16 protein-coding genes and 1 pseudogene are annotated in these 17,938 nt (G+C 30.8%); 10 read left to right on the forward strand and 7 right to left on the reverse strand.

Translation table 11 applies throughout. From position 1 onward, the window contains the following. Nucleotides 1-62 precede the first annotated feature (62 nt). The 9 genes and pseudogenes from cadF to AJ888_RS03680 all read left to right on the forward strand — a co-directional run bounded on the left by cadF (nt 63) and on the right by AJ888_RS03680 (nt 10,962). Complete coding sequence (gene cadF / locus AJ888_RS03640) at nt 63-1,022, forward strand: fibronectin-binding outer membrane protein CadF (RefSeq protein WP_002862134.1); 960 nt, start codon at nt 63-65, stop codon at nt 1,020-1,022. Further along, entirely contained in the window at nt 1,022-1,663 is a 642-nt protein-coding gene (locus tag AJ888_RS03645) for an HAD family hydrolase (protein ID WP_002862133.1), read from the forward strand. The genes cadF and AJ888_RS03645 overlap by 1 nt, the downstream gene beginning before the upstream one ends. 92 nt (nt 1,664-1,755) lie before the next feature. After that, nucleotides 1,756-5,316 carry a pyruvate:ferredoxin (flavodoxin) oxidoreductase gene (gene nifJ / locus AJ888_RS03650; protein ID WP_002862132.1) on the forward strand — a complete coding sequence of 1,187 codons (3,561 nt, stop codon included), beginning with the start codon at nt 1,756-1,758 and terminating at the stop codon, nt 5,314-5,316. Between the two features lie 23 nt (nt 5,317-5,339). Next, nucleotides 5,340-5,651, forward strand: a complete 312-nt coding sequence (locus AJ888_RS03655; protein WP_002862131.1) for a hypothetical protein — start codon at nt 5,340-5,342, stop codon at nt 5,649-5,651. Continuing rightward, a pseudogene (gene mshL / locus AJ888_RS03660) lies at nt 5,629-7,043 on the forward strand (pilus (MSHA type) biogenesis protein MshL). The gene AJ888_RS03655 and the pseudogene mshL overlap by 23 nt, the downstream one beginning before the upstream one ends. Next, entirely contained in the window at nt 7,036-7,644 is a 609-nt protein-coding gene (locus tag AJ888_RS03665) for an ATP-binding protein (protein WP_002862129.1), read from the forward strand. The pseudogene mshL and the gene AJ888_RS03665 overlap by 8 nt, the downstream one beginning before the upstream one ends. A gap of 3 nt (nt 7,645-7,647) precedes the next feature. After that, the gene (locus AJ888_RS03670) at nt 7,648-8,235 is read left to right on the forward strand and encodes a hypothetical protein (RefSeq protein ID WP_002862128.1); all 588 of its coding nucleotides are present in this window, start codon (nt 7,648-7,650) and stop codon (nt 8,233-8,235) included. Beyond that, entirely contained in the window at nt 8,225-9,784 is a 1,560-nt protein-coding gene (locus tag AJ888_RS03675) for a GspE/PulE family protein (RefSeq protein WP_070296132.1), read from the forward strand. Before AJ888_RS03670 ends, AJ888_RS03675 begins: the two co-directional genes overlap by 11 nt. Further along, nucleotides 9,781-10,962: a type II secretion system F family protein gene (locus AJ888_RS03680; protein WP_070210361.1), complete on the forward strand. Its 1,182-nt coding sequence runs from the start codon at nt 9,781-9,783 to the stop codon at nt 10,960-10,962. Before AJ888_RS03675 ends, AJ888_RS03680 begins: the two co-directional genes overlap by 4 nt. On the opposite strand, the gene AJ888_RS03685 is transcribed toward AJ888_RS03680, so the two are convergent. The 7 genes from AJ888_RS03685 to AJ888_RS03715 form a co-directional block, all read right to left on the reverse strand. After that, nucleotides 10,955-11,719 (reverse strand): TSUP family transporter, encoded by a 765-nt coding sequence (locus tag AJ888_RS03685; protein WP_002855301.1) that lies wholly within the window; start codon nt 11,717-11,719, stop codon nt 10,955-10,957. The genes AJ888_RS03680 and AJ888_RS03685 overlap by 8 nt on opposite strands. Nucleotides 11,720-11,722: 3 nt before the next feature. After that, nucleotides 11,723-12,487 (reverse strand): TIGR02757 family protein, encoded by a 765-nt coding sequence (locus AJ888_RS03690; RefSeq protein WP_070210360.1) that lies wholly within the window; start codon nt 12,485-12,487, stop codon nt 11,723-11,725. A gap of 16 nt (nt 12,488-12,503) precedes the next feature. Beyond that, nucleotides 12,504-14,330 (reverse strand): flagellar hook-associated protein FlgK, encoded by a 1,827-nt coding sequence (flgK, locus tag AJ888_RS03695; protein WP_002870892.1) that lies wholly within the window; start codon nt 14,328-14,330, stop codon nt 12,504-12,506. Between the two features lie 9 nt (nt 14,331-14,339). After that, nucleotides 14,340-14,774 carry a flagellar protein FlgN gene (locus AJ888_RS03700; protein WP_002779263.1) on the reverse strand — a complete coding sequence of 145 codons (435 nt, stop codon included), beginning with the start codon at nt 14,772-14,774 and terminating at the stop codon, nt 14,340-14,342. A 39-nt stretch (nt 14,775-14,813) separates the two neighbouring features. Further along, complete coding sequence (flgM, locus tag AJ888_RS03705; RefSeq protein ID WP_002792053.1) at nt 14,814-15,011, reverse strand: flagellar biosynthesis anti-sigma factor FlgM; 198 nt, start codon at nt 15,009-15,011, stop codon at nt 14,814-14,816. Nucleotides 15,012-15,073: 62 nt separating this feature from the next. Continuing rightward, complete coding sequence (locus AJ888_RS03710; protein ID WP_002862122.1) at nt 15,074-15,415, reverse strand: hypothetical protein; 342 nt, start codon at nt 15,413-15,415, stop codon at nt 15,074-15,076. After that, nucleotides 15,415-16,461 (reverse strand): flagellar basal body P-ring protein FlgI, encoded by a 1,047-nt coding sequence (locus tag AJ888_RS03715; protein WP_002826014.1) that lies wholly within the window; start codon nt 16,459-16,461, stop codon nt 15,415-15,417. The genes AJ888_RS03710 and AJ888_RS03715 overlap by 1 nt, the downstream gene beginning before the upstream one ends. 169 nt (nt 16,462-16,630) lie before the next feature. Between AJ888_RS03715 and AJ888_RS03720 the strand changes: the two genes are divergently transcribed. Beyond that, nucleotides 16,631-17,938 (forward strand): AMP-binding protein (locus tag AJ888_RS03720; protein WP_070296106.1); only part of this gene is annotated, 1,308 nt, incomplete at its 3' end.

The raw sequence follows: 17,938 nt of genomic DNA on the forward strand, positions 1-17,938 counted from the left end.
CATTTATGTTATAATTGCGAAATTTAAATTTTTATTTTATAACACAATGAAAGGTTTTTTCTATGAAAAAAATATTCTTATGTTTAGGTTTGGCAAGTGTTTTATTTGGTGCTGATAACAATGTAAAATTTGAAATCACTCCAACTTTAAACTATAATTACTTTGAGGGTAATTTAGATATGGATAATCGTTATGCACCAGGGATTAGACTTGGTTATCATTTTGACGATTTTTGGCTTGATCAATTAGAATTTGGGTTAGAGCATTATTCTGATGTTAAATATACAAATACAAATAAAACTACAGATATTACAAGAACTTATTTGAGTGCTATTAAAGGTATTGATGTAGGTGAGAAATTTTATTTCTATGGTTTAGCAGGTGGAGGATATGAGGATTTTTCAAATGCTGCTTATGATAATAAAAGCGGTGGATTTGGACATTATGGCGCGGGTGTAAAATTCCGTCTTAGCGATTCTTTGGCTTTAAAACTTGAAACTAGAGATCAAATTAATTTTAATCATGCAAACCATAATTGGGTTTCAACTTTAGGTATTAGTTTTGGTTTTGGTGGCAAAAAGGAAAAAGCTGTAGAAGAAGTTGCTGATACTCGTCCAGCTCCACAAGCAAAATGTCCTGTAGAACCAAGAGAAGGTGCTTTGTTAGATGAAAATGGTTGCGAAAAAACTATTTCTTTGGAAGGTCATTTTGGTTTTGATAAAACTACTATAAATCCAACTTTTCAAGAAAAAATCAAAGAAATTGCAAAAGTTTTAGATGAAAATGAAAGATATGATACTATTCTTGAAGGACATACAGATAATATCGGTTCAAGAGCTTATAATCAAAAGCTTTCTGAAAGACGTGCTAAAAGTGTTGCTAATGAACTTGAAAAATATGGTGTAGAAAAAAGTCGCATCAAAACAGTAGGTTATGGTCAAGATAATCCTCGCTCAAGCAATGACACTAAAGAAGGTAGAGCGGATAATAGAAGAGTGGATGCTAAATTTATTTTAAGATAATGAATAAAACTATTTTATTTGATTTAGATGGCACTTTAATTGATTCTACTGATGCTATTTTAAATTCTTTCCAAGGAGCTTTTAAAGCCCTTGGGTTAACTTCTAAAAATAATGAAGAAATCAAAAATCTCATAGGTTATCCTTTAGAGCAAATGTTTAGAATGCTTTATCCAGATAAAGTAAATTTAAGTAAAGAATTTGTATTAGCTTATCGTGAAATTTATGCACAAATTTATTTAGAACAAACCACTCTTTTGCCTAAAGTAAAAGAAGCATTAGAACTTGGAAGCAAAATTGCAGATCTTGGCATAGTTACAACAAAAGGAGGTAAATTTACTCCGATTTTACTTGATTATTTGGGAGTTAAAAAATTCTTTAAAACTTTAATTACTCTTGAAGATGTCACGAATCCAAAGCCAAGTTCTGAACCTATAATTTTAGCTTTAAAAAGACTCAATAAAACTCAAGAAAATGCCTATATGATAGGCGATACAATACTAGATATTCAAGCTGCAATTTCTGCTAATATCACTCCTTTGGCCTTAACTTGTGGCTATGGCAATGAAAATGAATTAAAAGCTCATTCTATGGTATTTTTAAATGCATATGAGGCTGTTAATTATATAGCTAGATTAAACTAATTTCAAGTTTTCGTTAAACGCCTTTTAAGAGAATTTATAGTAAATTGATAGCTAAAAAATTATAAAAATTATCAATATAAAGGAAGGTCTCAATGGGTAAAATTATGAAAACTATGGACGGAAATGAGGCTGCTGCATACGCTGCGTATGCTTTTACTGAAGTTGCTGGAATTTATCCTATTACACCTAGTTCTCCTATGGCTGATTACACCGATATGTGGGCAGCTGCAGGTAAAAAAAATCTTTTTGGAGTTCCTGTAAAAATCGTAGAAATGCAAAGTGAAGCAGGTGCTGCAGGTAGTGTGCATGGATCTTTACAGGCTGGGGCTTTGACTACAACTTATACAGCTTCTCAAGGATTACTCCTTAAAATTCCAAATATGTATAAAATAGCAGGTCAATTACTCCCCTGTGTAATCCATGTAGCAGCGCGTTCTTTGGCTGCTCAAGCTTTGTCTATCTTTGGTGATCATCAAGATATTTATGCGGCAAGACAAATTGGTTTTGCTATGCTTTGTTCGCATTCCGTGCAAGAAACCATGGACTTAGCTGGTATAGCACATTTAGCTGCAATTAAGGGAAGAGTGCCATTTTTGCATTTTTTTGATGGTTTTAGAACAAGCCATGAAATTCAAAAAGTTGAAGTAATGGATTATGCACATTTTGATAGATTATTAGATAGAGAAGCTTTGCTTGAATTTAGAAATAATGCTTTAAATCCAGAAAATCCAAAAACACGCGGAACAGCACAAAATGATGATATTTATTTTCAAACTAGAGAAGTAAGCAATCGTTTTTATGATGCTTTGCCTGATGTTGTTAATGAATATATGCAAGAAATTTCAAAAATCACAGGTAGAGAATATAAACCATTTACTTATTATGGACATAAAGAGCCAGAGCGTGTGATTGTTGCTATGGGTTCTGTGACTCAAGCACTTGAAGAAGTGGTAGACTATCTTAATGCTAAGGGTGAAAAGGTAGGGATTTTAAAAGTTTATCTTTATCGCCCATTTAGCTTAAAATATTTCTTTGATGTTATGCCAAAATCAGTGAAAAAAATCGCAGTTTTAGATAGAACCAAAGAACCAGGAAGTCTTGGGGAGCCACTTTATCTTGATGTAAAATCAGCTTTCTATGGAAGAGAAAATGCTCCTGTTATAGTGGGTGGAAGATACGGACTTTCTTCAAAGGATGTTGATCCTGCTCAAATGATAGCAGTATTTGAAAATCTTAAACTTGATAATCCAAAAGATGGCTTTACTGTAGGTATAGTTGATGATGTAACTCATACTTCACTGAGTACTGGAGAGAAAATTTCACTTGGAGATGAAAGTACGATCGAATGTTTATTTTACGGACTTGGTGCTGATGGAACTGTGGGCGCAAATAAAAACTCGATTAAAATCATCGGGGATAAAACGGATTTTTACGCTCAAGCTTATTTTGCTTATGATTCTAAAAAATCAGGGGGTTATACAAGAAGCCATTTAAGATTTTCTAAAAAACCTATCCGTTCAACTTATCTTGTTTCAACTCCGCATTTTATCGCTTGTTCGGTAGCGGCTTATTTGGAAATTTATGATGTTTTAGCAGGAATTCGCAAAGGAGGAACTTTCCTTTTAAATAGTATTTGGAATGCTGAAGAAACCATAAGACAACTTCCAGATGCAGTAAAGAAAACTTTAGCTGAAAAAGAAGTAAATTTTTATATCATCAATGCAACCAAACTAGCTCGTGATATAGGTTTGGGAAATCGTACAAATACCATTATGCAATCAGCCTTTTTCAAACTTGCAAAAATCATTCCTTATGAAGACGCACAAAAATACATGAAAGAGCTTGCGTATAAATCTTATAGTAAAAAAGGCGATGCTATTGTAGAAATGAATTACAAGGCTATTGATGTGGGTGCTGATGGACTTGTAAAAGTTGAAGTGGATCCAAATTGGAAAAATTTAGAGCTTAAAGAAAAAGAACAAACTAATGCCTATAAAGGTACTGAATTTGTTGAAAAAATCGTAAAACCTATGAATGCGGCTAAGGGTGATGATTTGCCTGTTTCAGCCTTTTTAGGTTATGAAGATGGAAGTTTTGAACACGGCACAACCGAATACGAAAAACGCGGTGTTGGGGTTATGGTACCAAGATGGATAGAGGCAAATTGTATTCAATGTAATCAATGTGCTTCAGTTTGTCCGCATGCTGTTATCAGGCCATTTTTGATTAATGATGAAGAAATGGCAAATGCACCTCGCGGTGTAAAAGATCATGCTTTAGAAGCTAAAGGAACCAAAGGAGAAAAATTAAGCTTTAAAATTCAAGTTTCTCCACTTGATTGTACAGGCTGTGAGCTTTGTGTTCATGAGTGTCCTACTAAAGAAAAATCTTTGGTTATGGTGCCACTTCAAGAAGAGATGGATTTTGGTGAGCAAGAAAATGCGGATTATTTATTTAAAGAAATCACATACAAAGATGATATTTTAAATAAAGAAACTACAAAAGGAGCACAATTTGCCCAACCTTTATTTGAATTCCATGGAGCTTGTCCTGGATGTGGAGAAACTCCTTATATTACTTTAATTACAAGATTGTTCGGTGAAAGAATGATTGTGGCTAATGCGACAGGTTGTAGTTCTATTTATGGGGGTTCAGCTCCATCAACTCCTTATAGAAAAAGTGTGAAAAATGGACACGGTCCTGCTTGGGGAAATTCACTTTTTGAAGACAATGCTGAGTTTGGTTTGGGTATGAAAATTGCAACTGAAAATACAAGACACCGCATTGAATATATCATGAATGAAAGTATGCAAGAAGTTCCAAATGCTTTATCAGCCCTTTTTAAAGATTGGATTGCAAATAAAGACAATGGTGCTATGTCTGTGGAAATTAAAGATAAAATGATCCCTATTTTAGAGCAAAATAAAAATATTAAAGCCGTACAAGATATATTAGAGCTTAAACAGTATTTAAGTAAAAAATCTCACTGGATTTTTGGTGGTGATGGTTGGGCTTATGATATAGGCTATGGCGGACTTGATCATGTTTTAGCAAGTGGAGAAAATGTAAATATTTTAGTGCTTGATACAGAAGTTTATTCTAATACAGGCGGTCAAAGTTCAAAATCTTCTAGAACAGGAGCTGTAGCACAGTTTGCAGCAGCAGGCAAACCTATACAGAAAAAAGATCTAGGTCAAATTGCTATGACTTATGGTTATATTTTTGTAGCACAAGTAAATTCAACGGCAAATTATACTCATCTTATCAAAGCTATCACTGCAGCTGAGGCCTATGATGGACCATCTTTGGTGATTTGTTATTCTCCTTGTATAGCTCATGGTATTAAAGGTGGGCTGGGCTACTCAGGAGAGCAAGGTGAGCTTGCTACAAAGTGTGGCTATTGGCCACTTTATACCTTTGATCCTCGTTTAGAAGAACAAGGAAAAAATCCTTTAACTCTAACAGGAAAAGAGCCTGATTGGGATTTATATGAGCAATTTTTGATGAATGAAGTGCGTTATAATTCACTTAAAAAAGCAAATCCTGAACATGCTGCTGAGCTTTTTGAACGCAATAAAAAAGACGCTCAACGTCGCTATAGACAGCTTAAGCGTATCGCTATGGCTGATTATAGTAATGAGGTTGAAAGCTGATAAAATATATTTTTAGTGCTACATTGTGTTTTAGCACTTTGTTTGCACAAGATAATTTTGAAGAGTATTTTAAACTTATAGATAAAGAAAATCGCATAAATTTTAATACTCTTCAAAACCCATTTGTGAATCCTACTTTTGAAAAATTAAGACATATTAAAATTACTGCAATTATGCTTGATAAAGTAAAAATTTATGATCGATGGTATAAAAAAGGTGATATGATTGATGATGCTATAATACATGAAATAAATACTAAAGAGATTAAATTCCAATATGATAATTTAGAAATTGCAATCCAAATAAATAAAAATGATAAGATTAATATTAATTAACATTCTTTTTTGCCATTATCTTTATGCTTTAGATTGTCAAAAGCGTCTTTTTGATATCAGTATTAATGAAAAATTAAGCATACAAGAAAGTCTTGATGAGCTTGCAAAATATTGTTCTTTTAGTATTATTGTTAAAGATAAAATTGCTAAAGAAAAATTAGAAACATTGCAAAATTCTGTCAATATTCATCAAATGAGTTTTTAGACGAAATTTTTAATTTTTTTATCAAAGAGCATGATCTTAGCTATGATTTTGATGGTAAAATTTTAAGAATTTCAGGTATTAATACGAAGATTTTTAAGATAAGTTATATCACTTCTATCAGAGAAGGACAAAGCATAACTAAAGCGTCTGTAGACGCTAAACCAAGGCAAAGTGAATATAGCGGTAGTTTTGATGATGCAGAAGACAATATGATTAAAAGTATGGAAAAATTTGATTTTTGGCAAAATATAGAAAAAGAGATTATTGTATTATTAAAAAATTCTCATGAAGATTATGAGGCTAAAACTCCCATCATAAATCCCAATGCAGGTCTTATTATAGTAACTGGAACAAATTCTCAGTTAAAAAGTGTGAAAAATTATTTGCAAAAACTAGAAAATCGTCTTAAAAAACAAGTTATTATCGATGTTAGCATACTTGCTGTGAGTTTAAATGAAAGCCATTCTAGTGGGATTAATTGGCAAAATTTTAATATAGGTTTAAATTCGCAAGTAAATAATGAAAATTCTTTTATTCAGTTTCAAAATGGGCAAGGTTTTGTTAAGAATTTGGGTTTAAGGGCGAATTTAAATTTTGATTCTATTATTAACTTTCTTTCTCAAAATGGAAAAACTAGCGTGCTTTCTAATCCAAAGCTTATGGCTTTAAACAACCAACAAGCCATTATTTCTGTAGGCGATACTATAAATTATCAAGTCAAAGAAAGTTCTAAAGGTACTGAAAATGGGACTACTGTTAGTGAAAGTTATAATAATTATTCTATTTTTGTAGGCATTTTACTCAATATCTTGCCTGAAATTTCTGATGATGGAAAAATAATGCTTAGAATTAATCCAAGCTTAAGTGATTTTAAGTATCCAGAAGATAATAAACGACAAAAAGAACCAAGAACTATTGCTCCTGATACTATACAAAAAAAGCTTTCTAGTGTTGTGCAAGTAGAGAATAATCAAACTTTAATTTTAGGTGGATTGATTTCTCACGATAAATCTAATGAGAAAAATTCTATCAATTTTCTATCAAAAATTCCAATTCTAGGTTCTTTGTTTAAAGGAGAAGTTTTAAATTCTAAAGCAACCGAAATTGTTTTTATTATCACTCCAAGTATAGTAGATAGTGTAAACGCTCCAAGTCTTAAAGATCTAGGATTTAAGCATTATGAGTAAAATTATTCCATTTAGAGAAGAAATTTTTCATCAAATCAATCAAATTTTAGAAAGCCAAAAAGCTTTTATTTTTTTATGGGGAAAAAGTGGTAGCGGTAAAAGTGTATTGTTGCAAAGATTGGCAAAAAAATATAATGTTGATTTTATTAATGAAAATTTTAAAGATCAGAGTTTCTTAAAAGAAAAAATTGAGTTTTTGATTTCACAAGGTCAGAGTTTAATCATTCTTGATGAAGTAGGAATGTATGATTATGCAATGCTAGAAAGCATTAGGATTTATAGTGATTCTATAAGTTTTGTTTTAAGTTCTCATAAAAAGTTAAATATACTTAAAAAAGAGCATTTTAAAAGTCGTTTAAGTGCTTGTTTTGAATTGAAAAATATTAGTCTTTTAGAGCTTGATGATTATATTAAATTGAAATTCGGAATGAATTTTTCAAATAAATGTCTTAAGTTTTTACAAAAAATTTCTCAAGGAAATTTAAGATATATTGATAAAACTTTAAAAAGTTTTTATGAGATAAATAGTTTTTTTGATAAAAATAAAAGTCAAGAGTATATTTTAAAGCTTAGTGCTTTAGAGAATGGCTTATTAAGGTAAGATATGCAAGAAAGAATTAAAGAGCTTGAGCTTAGGTATAAATATTTTTTACTTAAAAAATATTTAAAATATTTATTTTTAATTGTTTTAATCTTAGTGATAGCATTTTGTTTTTTTATGCTAATGCAAAAATATAATAATCAAAAAAATATTTATTTGCAAGCTATTGAACATAAAAAACATTTAGAGCAAAAGATTCTTCAAGCACAAATTTTACAAGAAAAAAATAAGATTTCTAGGGAAAAGTTATATAAAGAACTAGAAGAAGTTAAAGCGGTGCGGGAAAATACACACATTAGTAAGATAGAAATTGATTCTAAAATTTTAAATATTTCTGATTTAAAAAAATCTTTTTATCAAAATCCAAGCTATGAAAAGGCATTAAATTTAGCTAAGAAGTATTTTGATATTAAAGCTTATCAAAAGACAATATTTTGGGCTTTAAAAGCCAATGAACTTGACAAGCAAAAACAAGATTCTTGGCTGATTTTTGCTCAGGCTAAAAGAGCTTTAGGTGAAGAAAAAGAAGCTCAAAGTGTTTTAGATGCTTATATAAATTATTATGGTTTAATGGAATTAGATGGAAAGTAGAATGGATAAAATTTTTCAAGCTTATATTGATAATGAAATAAGTCTTGATGAAATTTGCACTAAATTTAATATCACTTCTTGGGATTTTTTTAAAAAATTAGCAAATTTTTGTAATTTACATTTTGTTGATTTAGATGAAGATAATGATTTTATTTATGAAGGTATACCTTTTTCTTTACTTTTAAAATTTAAATTTCTGCTTATTAAAAACAATGACGGCTTTATGATTATTAGATCTAAACCTTGTTCTTTAGAGCTTTTAGAGCAAGTTAAGACTTTTATGATTTGTGAAAAAATCGTCACTGCAATTGCCGATGAATTAAAGATAGCTAAAATTTTAAATCAAATTCGTATTCAAGAGGAGATTAAAAGATTAAGCATTAAGCTTAGACTTGAATGGCAAGAAAATCAAAAAAGAGATGATCAAAGTTGCATCAGTCAAATTTTTGATTTTTTATTACATGAAATTTTATCTTTTCATGCGAGTGATATTCATATAGAAGCAAGGAATGATGATGCTTTGATTAGGTTTAGGGTTGATGGAATTTTGCGTGAATTTGCTATTTTTGAGAAGGATGTTTATGAAGCTTTGGTTTTTCATGTCAAATTTTTAGCTTGTTTGAATTTAGCTGAATCAAGAAAAACACAAGATGGAAGTTTTGAATTAGATTTTGAAAATGAAAGATATGATTTTCGTGTTTCATGTTTGCCTTTGATTTATGGCGAAAGTGTTGTTATAAGAATTTTAAAACATGATAAAGAAATTTTGGATTTGTATAAACTAAATCTTGGAGATAAAAATTTAGAAATTTTAAAAAAGATTTTACATCGTCCCAATGGAATGATTTTATTAACCGGCCCTACTGGCAGTGGTAAAAGTACAACTTTATACGCGTGTTTAAATGAGTTGAAAAGTATTGAAAAAAAGATTATTTCAGCAGAAGATCCTATAGAATATAAAATTCCTTTAGTGCAGCAAATTTTGCTTAATTCAAAAGTTGGAGTCGAGTTTAATAGTATTTTAAGAGCAATTTTAAGGCAAGATCCTGATATTATCATGATAGGAGAAATTCGCGATGAAGAAAGTTTAGATATTGCACTTAAAGCTTCTTTAACAGGTCATTTGCTTTTAAGCACCTTGCATACTAATGATGCTCTTAGTACCATTGATAGGCTTTTGGATATGCAAGCAAAAAGTTACTTGATAGCATCGGCTTTGAGTCTTGTTATAGCACAGCGTTTGGTTAGAAAACTTTGTCCTTGGTGTAAGCAAAAAAGCAAAAAACATTATATTGAATTTGAAGGTGATTTTTTTGAACCAAAAGGATGTGAGCGTTGTCATCATAGTGGATTTTTTGGCAAAGAATTAATCGCTGAGTGCTTAGAGATCAATGAAGATTTAGCTTGTGCAATTAGGGAAAATCAAGATAAAACGATTTTAATGGAGCTTGCAAAAAAATATGGTTTTCAAACTATGTTTGAACAAGGTTTAAAAAAAGCCAAAGAAGGTCTTACAAGTATAGATGAGCTTTTAAGGGTTGTAAGATGAAATTTTATGAAGTAGAATTTCTTAAAAACAATCAAAATTATACAAAAACTATAAAAGCTGAAAATTTAAATATAGCACAAGCAAAAGCCTTATCAAAGAATTGGAAAATCATTGATATAAAAGAAATTCAAAAATCTAATTTTCAGAGATTAAAGGAAGAAAATTTCATACTCTTTTTTAAAGAGCTGGCTTTGTTGTGTGAAGTTGGATTAAGTGTTCAAGAAGCGATTAGAGAATTATATCTTATGCATTCTTGCAAGATTATGAAAAAAATATTAGACAATTTAATTTTAGCCCAAAATTTAAATCAAGCTTTTGAAAATGCTAATTTTGGATTAAATCGTGCGGAGCTAGCTTTGATTAAAACGGCTGAAAAGACAGGAAAAATCAGTGAAGTGTTTAGTCAAATTTCTAAACTTCGAGAAAAAAGCTTAGAGACTCAAAAACAATTAAAAAAGGCTTTTAGATATCCTACTTTGGTTTTTTTAAGTATTATCGGAGCATTTTTGTTTTTAATGCTTTTTGTAGTGCCTAATTTTAAAGATTTATTTGAAAATTTAGGCGCGAGTTTACCTTTTATCACGCATGTAATGTTAGAAATTTATAATTTTTTAGATGACTATGGAATTTTTTGCATATTTTTGTTTGTTATTTTTATTGTTATGCTTATTTTAGCTTATAAAAATTTTCATTCTTTTGCTTTTTCTTGCGATTTTTTATTTTTAAAAATACCTTTGATTTCTCGTTTGATTATTTATAATCAAAATTATTATTTTTTTATGGCTTTTTCTTTACTTTTAAAAAATGGAATTTCAATATCTAAAGCTTTTGATTTAGCTATTATAGGGCTTGAAAATAAATTTTTAATTTTTCAGTATAAAAAACTTTTTAGTTTTATAGATTCTGGTCTTGAGTTAAGTCAGGTTTTTAAAAAGATTGATATTTTTGATTCTTTGGTATTTTCTATGCTTAGTGTTGCGATGAAAAGTGGAAGACTTGAAGTATTAAGTGAAGAAATTGCCAAATATTATCAACAAAAAAGCGAAAATTTGATGGATAGATTTTTGGTTTTTTTAGAACCAATGATGACTTTATTTGTAGCGCTTTTAGTTTTGTTTTTGGCTTTAGGTATATTCTTACCTATGTGGGAGCTTAGCTCAGGGGTCAATTTTAACTAAAATAATCCCAAGCTACTTTAATGATAGTAGCTCCTACAACGATTAAAAATAAAGTTTTTATAAACTTTCCATTAGTTTTTAATACAAGTTTTGAGCCTAAATAAGCTCCTAAAACTTGTCCTACACCCATAAGCAAACCTACAGCCCATAAAAGTTCGTATTGCCATAAAAATATAGCAAGAGCAATGATATTACTAGTGAAATTTAAAATTTTAGTATTAATGCTTGCTTTTCTCATATTAAAACCTAGTAGCATTACACAAGCAAAAATCCAAAATGAACCCGTTCCAGGCCCTAAAAATCCATCATAAAATCCTAAAGTTAAGCCACAAATTAAATGAAAAATTTTGATATTTTTTATTTTAGGTTCGCTTTCGTGTTTGCCTAAGTTAGGACGCAAGGCTGTATATAAGAAAGTAAGAGTTAAAAAGATTAAGATAATAAGCTTTAATTGCTCATCTTTTACAAAAAGAACGCTATAACTTCCTATAGCTGCTCCTAAGGCTGTAAAAAAAACACCCCAAGCAAGATGAGGTAGAGTGGTGGATTTAAAATAAGTTAAAGTAGCCGTAAAAGAACCAAAGACGCTTTGGAGTTTGTTTGTTGCTAAGGATAAATGCGCAGGAATTCCACAGGCTATGAGTGCTGGTAGAGTAATAAGCCCTCCTCCACCTACAATAGAATCTATAAAACCAGCAAAAAGAGCTACAAAAAAAAGTATGAAATAATAAATTGTATCTAAGTGCTCAAAGCCCATTTTTCACTCCTTAAATTTGTCAATTTCCTTACTTTGCCCTAAACGATAGAGTGCAAAGTCATATTTTATGGGATCATTTGCATCTAATTTTTTTAAATTTTGCGTGAGTTCTAAAACACTTTTATAATCATATATTTTACGCTTTAGAAGTCCTAAAGTCAAGGAAATTTTATGTGTATGTGTATCAAGTGGAATTAAAAGATCTTTGGTGTGAATTTTGGTAAAAAGTCCAAGATCAAGTTCATCTTTTCTAACCATCCATCTTAGATACATATTATAGCGTTTAAGAGGTGAAGTAGGGGTGTTTTGCCAAATTTTTCCAAAGAAAAAATCATACCCATAACTTGAATATGAATTTAAGGTTTTGATTTTTTGCATAAAAGCTAAGATGGCATCTGTGGTATTTTCTCTTTTTTGATAGGCTTGATAAAAAAGTTCGTAGAGTGAAATTTCATTTTTAAGTCTTGAAAGAGTGATAAAAATTTCTTGTATATCTTTCTCATTTTGGAAGCGGTATTTTAAATTTTTAAGTTCTTTTTTTATTTGTTTTTCTTGAAGGTTTAATAAAGAAAAATCAAGTTTTTTTAGAAAATTTAATATATTTTTAGCATTTCCATAGGCAAATAAAGCACAAATTAAGGCAATAAATTCATCATTGTGAATTTTAGCAATTTGCAAAGGATCTGGAGTTTCAAAAAGGGAATGATTGGTATTTTTTTGATTGGCTAAAAAATCAAGCTTAGCTTTAAGATGGATAAAATTTTTCACTTGATATTGCTAGAGCTTAAGATTTAAGCCCTAGTAAGGTATCAAGCATTTGATCTACAGTTGAGACGATTTTTGCTGCAGCACCGTAACTTGATTGGTATTGTATAAGAGCGGCTAATTCTTCATTTGTATTTACACCACTTTTAGATTGGTATTCGCTATAAACAGAATTATAAAGAGTTTCATTGCTTGAATTTACAACATTGTTATTTTCACCATCTGAGGCTATTTTACCTGTAAGTTTGCGGTAATATTCTTCCATGGTAAGATTATCAATAGTGCCATCTTCATTATAAAAATTAACTTTATCATATTGAAGTTGGATGATTTTATTTGCCATGTCATTGCCACTATCAACCCCATTTGAGCTTGCTCTTACTGTGCTTGGATCATTTAAGATAGAATCTTTTACTTTCATATCACTTGCATCAGTTCCGCTGAAAAAACCACCTATACTAAACGCACCTGCGAAATTTGTGCCTTTATCTTCAATGGCTACCTTAAAGCCTGATTTTGCATTGATTTGGAATAAACCGTCTCCAGTTTTTGCATCGTAGCTAAAACTTGCATTGATATGATCATCAACATCATTATTTGCATTGTGATCGTTATTATCATCTGTATTAGCATTGATTTGACGCATGATATCATTCATGGTTGTATTTACATCTATGGTGATGGTTTTGGTGAGTTTTTTATCGCCTTTATCATCATAAATGACTATATCAAAACTTCCTGGTTGTATGGTTCTGTCGTAATTGACTAAAGGAATATCTCCCTTAAGTCCAGATAGATAATCAGAAGTAACAGAACTTTTCGCAGAACTTGCATAAAGATTGTTAGTTTCATTGATCATGGTCTTAGCAAAAGTATCTAAAGAATCCATATAACCTTGGATAATTCCATCTTCATATTTTCCTTCGCTTTTGCTATAGTTTCTACCGCGTAAGTCAAGTTGAGCACCAAGCTGTCCACCGTTAATCTTTGCAGTAAGATCGCGAACTTTTTCATCAGGAGTTTCATAATAAATGCTATAAGATTTATTTTTATCATCATAATCAAGCTTTAAAGGATGAAAATTTATCCCGTCTACTATACTAAAACCTTCTATGCTTAGATTGTATTGATGTCCTGGATCAGTGATGGTTGTATCAAGGCGATTGTCTTGATTGATTTCATTTTTGCTTGCAACTGCACTAACTAGCTTTGAAAGAGTAAGCTCAAGTTCATCTCTTCTATCCCTAAGCTCATTTGCGTGTTCTGTTGGTAAGGCTTCTTGTCCATAAATTTGTTTATTTATAGTGGCAATTTCTTCACCGATTCTATTAATCTCATCAACCGTATTTTTAATATCATCATTTACTTTTTTTTGGATTTTATCCAAGGTTGCAAAAGTGTTATTAACGCTTTCTGTTAAGGTTTGAGAAGCTTTTACAAGGGCTATTTTTGTGGCATTTTCATTGGGGTTAGATGCAAAATCATTCCAAGCTTTGTTATAATTTTCTAAATCTTTCAAAATTCCAGTATTTTGTAAGTCTGGAAAACGCTGAGCGATTTCTTGTAAGGTTGAAGCCATGTATTTAGTGTATTCTAGTTGATTTGATGCACCTTTTAATTTATAGTAAGAATACTCATCATGCAAACGCACTATACTTTCTATAGCAGTTCCTGTGCCTACTTGAACTCCACCTGTGGTAATATACCCATTTGTAGTTTGCACTACTCTTTGGCGTGTATAAAAAGTTGCATTAGCATTTGAGATATTATTTCCAGTTGTTGCGATTTGAACTTCGCTTGCCTTTAAGCCTGTAACACCTGTGTATAATGTTCCAAAAATACCCATTATAAATCCTTATACATTGATCTTGAAAATTGACTCTGGATTTGTCTTTTTATCTCCATAAGCATTATTTGTTCCATCATTGATATCAAACATTTTATTTACTAAGCCATCAAGAAAATCTTTGACAATAAGAACAAATTTAGCATACTCTTTGTTTTTACTATGAAGGTTTTGAAGATTTTTTTTAAGTAGATCTAGTTTTTGTTTATCTTCATCATCTAAGAGTTCACTAAGCCCTTTTGTAGAGCTATTATTTAGCTCAACCAAGGCAACATCAAGTTGTTTTTTGGCTGTAATAAATTCGGCGATAAGTTTGTTTTTTTCTTCTACACTTGGCGTTACACTCTCATGTTTAGCCACTTTGATATTTTCTATATCTTCTTCGGTTAAAGCAATAAGTTTTGCTAAGATAGCATTTACTTCATCAAGTCTTTGTTTAAGCATATTTTCTCCTTTTCTCTCTCAAAAAAGGAGAATGAAAATTTAGATTAAAGAGTCAGCAATCGCAGCAGCTGTAGCTTTTGTATCGATTTTATAAGTACCGTTTTTAATCTGCTCTGCGATTTTGCTCGCTTTATCATTTTCCGTTTTTTGAGTATCGTTTGTTTTTGTTTCTTTATCTATTCTATTTGTATTTAATGTGGTATTTGCCACATAACTTTGTTGTATAGGATTGATCATTTCTGCCTCCTTGATCTTAGTTATAATCCTCTACAAACCATATCGACCCAAATTTAAAAAACTTAACCCCTTTCTTTTAAAAAATCGTATAATAATTTTGAAAAACCCATACCTCCACTTAAAGCTTTACTCATGGTATCGTTATACATGGAAGAGTATATTTCATCACTGGCATCTTTTCCAAAGAGTGAATTTTGACTTTTTAAAGATACGTCTAAAACTTGCTTTAAAAAAAATGCCTCAAAAGCATCTGTTTGTTCTTTTAAGGCTTCATCTTCTTTGCTCTTTGTAACTATATCATTATCATTTATTTTGATGCTTGATTCTAAACTTCTTGCTTTAGCTGCACGATCAAGTAAAGCACTATTCATACTATAAGTATTTAAAAAATTATCGATTTTCATTAGATGATCTCCAAATCCGCGTTAATTGCACCTGCGCGCTTTAAATTTTCCATAATAGCGATAATGTCATTTGGGGTTGCTCCAAGTTTGTTAAGCATTCTAGCTATATTTGCAACTGTACTTTTTGCATTGTTGATTCTTAAGGTATTTGAACTTGGATCTACAAAACCACCATCTTTCATATCGATTTCATTTTGATTAGCTACTGCGTTATTGTTTGGATCTATTTTTATGGTGATATCTTTATGAGTGATTAAAACAGGTTCTACCTCTACATCAACTCCAGCAATCACTGTTCCTGTTCTTTCATCGATGATAACTTTGCTTTGTGGTTTATAGGCTATATCTTGTTCTAAAACTCTTGCCATAAAATCAACATTTGAAAGATCTTCAGGTTTTTTGAGTTTTACTGTGCGAGAGTCGATGGCTTTAGCCACTTCTTCGCCAAAAACGGTATTTAAAACTCTTTCTATATCATTTGCGGTTTTAAAGTCCGCTACTTTTAAACTTAAGGTTAGATCATTATTTTGACTAAAATTTTGTGGAATTTCTCTTTCTACATTAGCTCCGCCCATTACGGTTGCAGCAGTTGAGTGAGAACCTGCTCCTCCTGGTCTAGGTGTTAAACCTCCTGTTGAGATAGAGCCTTGTGCTATAGCATAAATTTCACCATCAATCCCACGAAGTGCAGTCAGTAAAAGTGTTCCGCCTTGTAAGGATTTTGCATCACCCATAGATGAAACGGTAATATCAAGTTTATCTCCGCTTTTTGCAAAGGCTGGAAGTTTGGCTGTAACCATAACAGCTGCGGTATTTTTTGATTTGATATCGTTAGGATCTACTTTGATATTCATACCTTGTAAAAGGTTTGAGATGGATTGTAGTGTAAATTTAGAGCTTGTTCCATCACCGCTTCCATTAAGCCCTACAACAAGTCCATAACCTATAAGTTGGTTATCTCTTACACCTACAGTGTTTGCTACATCCTTGATTTGCACTGCAAAAATGCTTGTCATAAAGAGCAAAAATATCGTTAAAACTCTCATGGATTCTTCCTTTAATCTATTGTTGATGATAGATCAAGCAAGAAGTGTTCCAAGTGAGTTAAGAAGTGTAAAATTTAATGTTTGTTGAATTAAATCTTTTTTATTTTTTTATAATTTATTTAATTATAATTAATTGTAAATATGTTATACTAAATAAAAGGAGCCATAAATGACAACCCATATCTACGATTTTTTAGAAAAAAGTTTAATCAAATTTAGCAAAAAAACAGCTTTTGTAGAACCCTTTGCCAAGGAAAGAAAGGAAATCACTTATAAAAACTTTGATCTTTTTTCTAAAAAACTAACCAGTGAAATTTTAAGAAACCTAGGAAATAATAATCCTATACAAGCTCCTGTTTTAATCATCTTGCCTAAAGGGATTGATTGTTTGATTTCATTTTTTGGAGTGGCATTAAGTGGAAATTTTTATACCCTTTTAGATGAGAAAAGTCCTAAAGAAAGAGTAGAAAAAGTTATAGAGGTTTTAAAACCTAAACTTTTTATCACTTCAAAGGATTTAAATTTTAACTTAGATTTGCCTACACTTTATACACAAGACTTTGAAAGTTTTAATATAGATGAGAGTTTAATAAAAACTGCAAAAGAAAAACATATAGATACTAATTTACTTTATGTGCTTTTTACCAGTGGGAGCACAGGCATTCCTAAAGGAGTAAGCATAGCACATAAGAGTGTGATTGATTATACTTTTTGGGTATGTGAGACTTTTAAATTTGATGAGAATGAAATTTTAGCCAATCAAGCACCATTTTATTTTGACAATAGTGTTTTAGATATCTTTTCAAGTGTAAAATCAGGAGCAACTTTACATCTTTTACCTAATCATCTTTTTGCCTTTCCAAATAAAATTTTAGAATGTCTTGAAAAAGAAAAAGTAAGCACTATATTTTGGGTGCCTTCGGTGCTGATTTATTTTGCAAATGAAAAAGGATTGCAAAAATATTCACTAAATCTTTTAAGAAAAATTCTCTTTGCTGGTGAAATCATGCCTAATAAACAGCTAAATATTTGGCGTAAACACTTACCCAATGCTTTGTTTGCCAACCTTTATGGCCCAACAGAAATCGCTGATGTATGTTCTTTTTATATCATAAATCGCACTTTTAAAGATGAAGAACTTTTACCCATAGGCAAAGCATGTAAGAACACAGAACTTTTAGTTTTTGATGAAAATATGAATTTCATAAGTCCTAAACAAATAGACATTAAAGGGGAGCTTTACGTGCGTGGAACTTCTTTGTCTTTAGGGTATTATAATGACAAAGAAAAAACCAAACAAGCTTTTATACAAAATCCTTTACATGATAATTATTTAGATTTACTCTATAAAACAGGAGATATTGTTTCTTATAATGAATTTGGCGAACTTTTATGCTATGGAAGAGCAGATAATCAGATCAAATACATGGGACATAGGATAGAACTTGGAGAAATAGAAAGCATGATAAATTCTCAT

The organism is Campylobacter sp. BCW_6467 (assembly GCF_001762855.1).
In the GTDB taxonomy this organism is placed as follows: Bacteria; Campylobacterota; Campylobacteria; order Campylobacterales; family Campylobacteraceae; genus Campylobacter_D; species Campylobacter_D jejuni.

Excerpts from the sequence above, each read along its gene's own strand:
- AJ888_RS03715 (WP_002826014.1), bottom strand. The coding sequence starts at position 16,461 with ATGAGAGTTTTAACGATATTTTTGCTCTTTATGACAAGCATTTTTGCA.
- AJ888_RS03645 (WP_002862133.1), top strand. The coding sequence starts at position 1,022 with ATGAATAAAACTATTTTATTTGATTTAGATGGCACTTTAATTGATTCT.
- AJ888_RS03685 (WP_002855301.1), bottom strand. The coding sequence starts at position 11,719 with ATGGGCTTTGAGCACTTAGATACAATTTATTATTTCATACTTTTTTTT.
- AJ888_RS03710 (WP_002862122.1), bottom strand. The coding sequence starts at position 15,415 with ATGAAAATCGATAATTTTTTAAATACTTATAGTATGAATAGTGCTTTA.
- AJ888_RS03680 (WP_070210361.1), top strand. The coding sequence starts at position 9,781 with ATGAAATTTTATGAAGTAGAATTTCTTAAAAACAATCAAAATTATACA.
- AJ888_RS03700 (WP_002779263.1), bottom strand. The coding sequence starts at position 14,774 with ATGCTTAAACAAAGACTTGATGAAGTAAATGCTATCTTAGCAAAACTT.
- flgM (WP_002792053.1), bottom strand. The coding sequence starts at position 15,011 with ATGATCAATCCTATACAACAAAGTTATGTGGCAAATACCACATTAAAT.
- nifJ (WP_002862132.1), top strand. The coding sequence starts at position 1,756 with ATGGGTAAAATTATGAAAACTATGGACGGAAATGAGGCTGCTGCATAC.
- cadF (WP_002862134.1), top strand. The coding sequence starts at position 63 with ATGAAAAAAATATTCTTATGTTTAGGTTTGGCAAGTGTTTTATTTGGT.
- AJ888_RS03675 (WP_070296132.1), top strand. The coding sequence starts at position 8,225 with ATGGAAAGTAGAATGGATAAAATTTTTCAAGCTTATATTGATAATGAA.
- flgK (WP_002870892.1), bottom strand. The coding sequence starts at position 14,330 with ATGGGTATTTTTGGAACATTATACACAGGTGTTACAGGCTTAAAGGCA.
- AJ888_RS03665 (WP_002862129.1), top strand. The coding sequence starts at position 7,036 with ATGAGTAAAATTATTCCATTTAGAGAAGAAATTTTTCATCAAATCAAT.
- AJ888_RS03670 (WP_002862128.1), top strand. The coding sequence starts at position 7,648 with ATGCAAGAAAGAATTAAAGAGCTTGAGCTTAGGTATAAATATTTTTTA.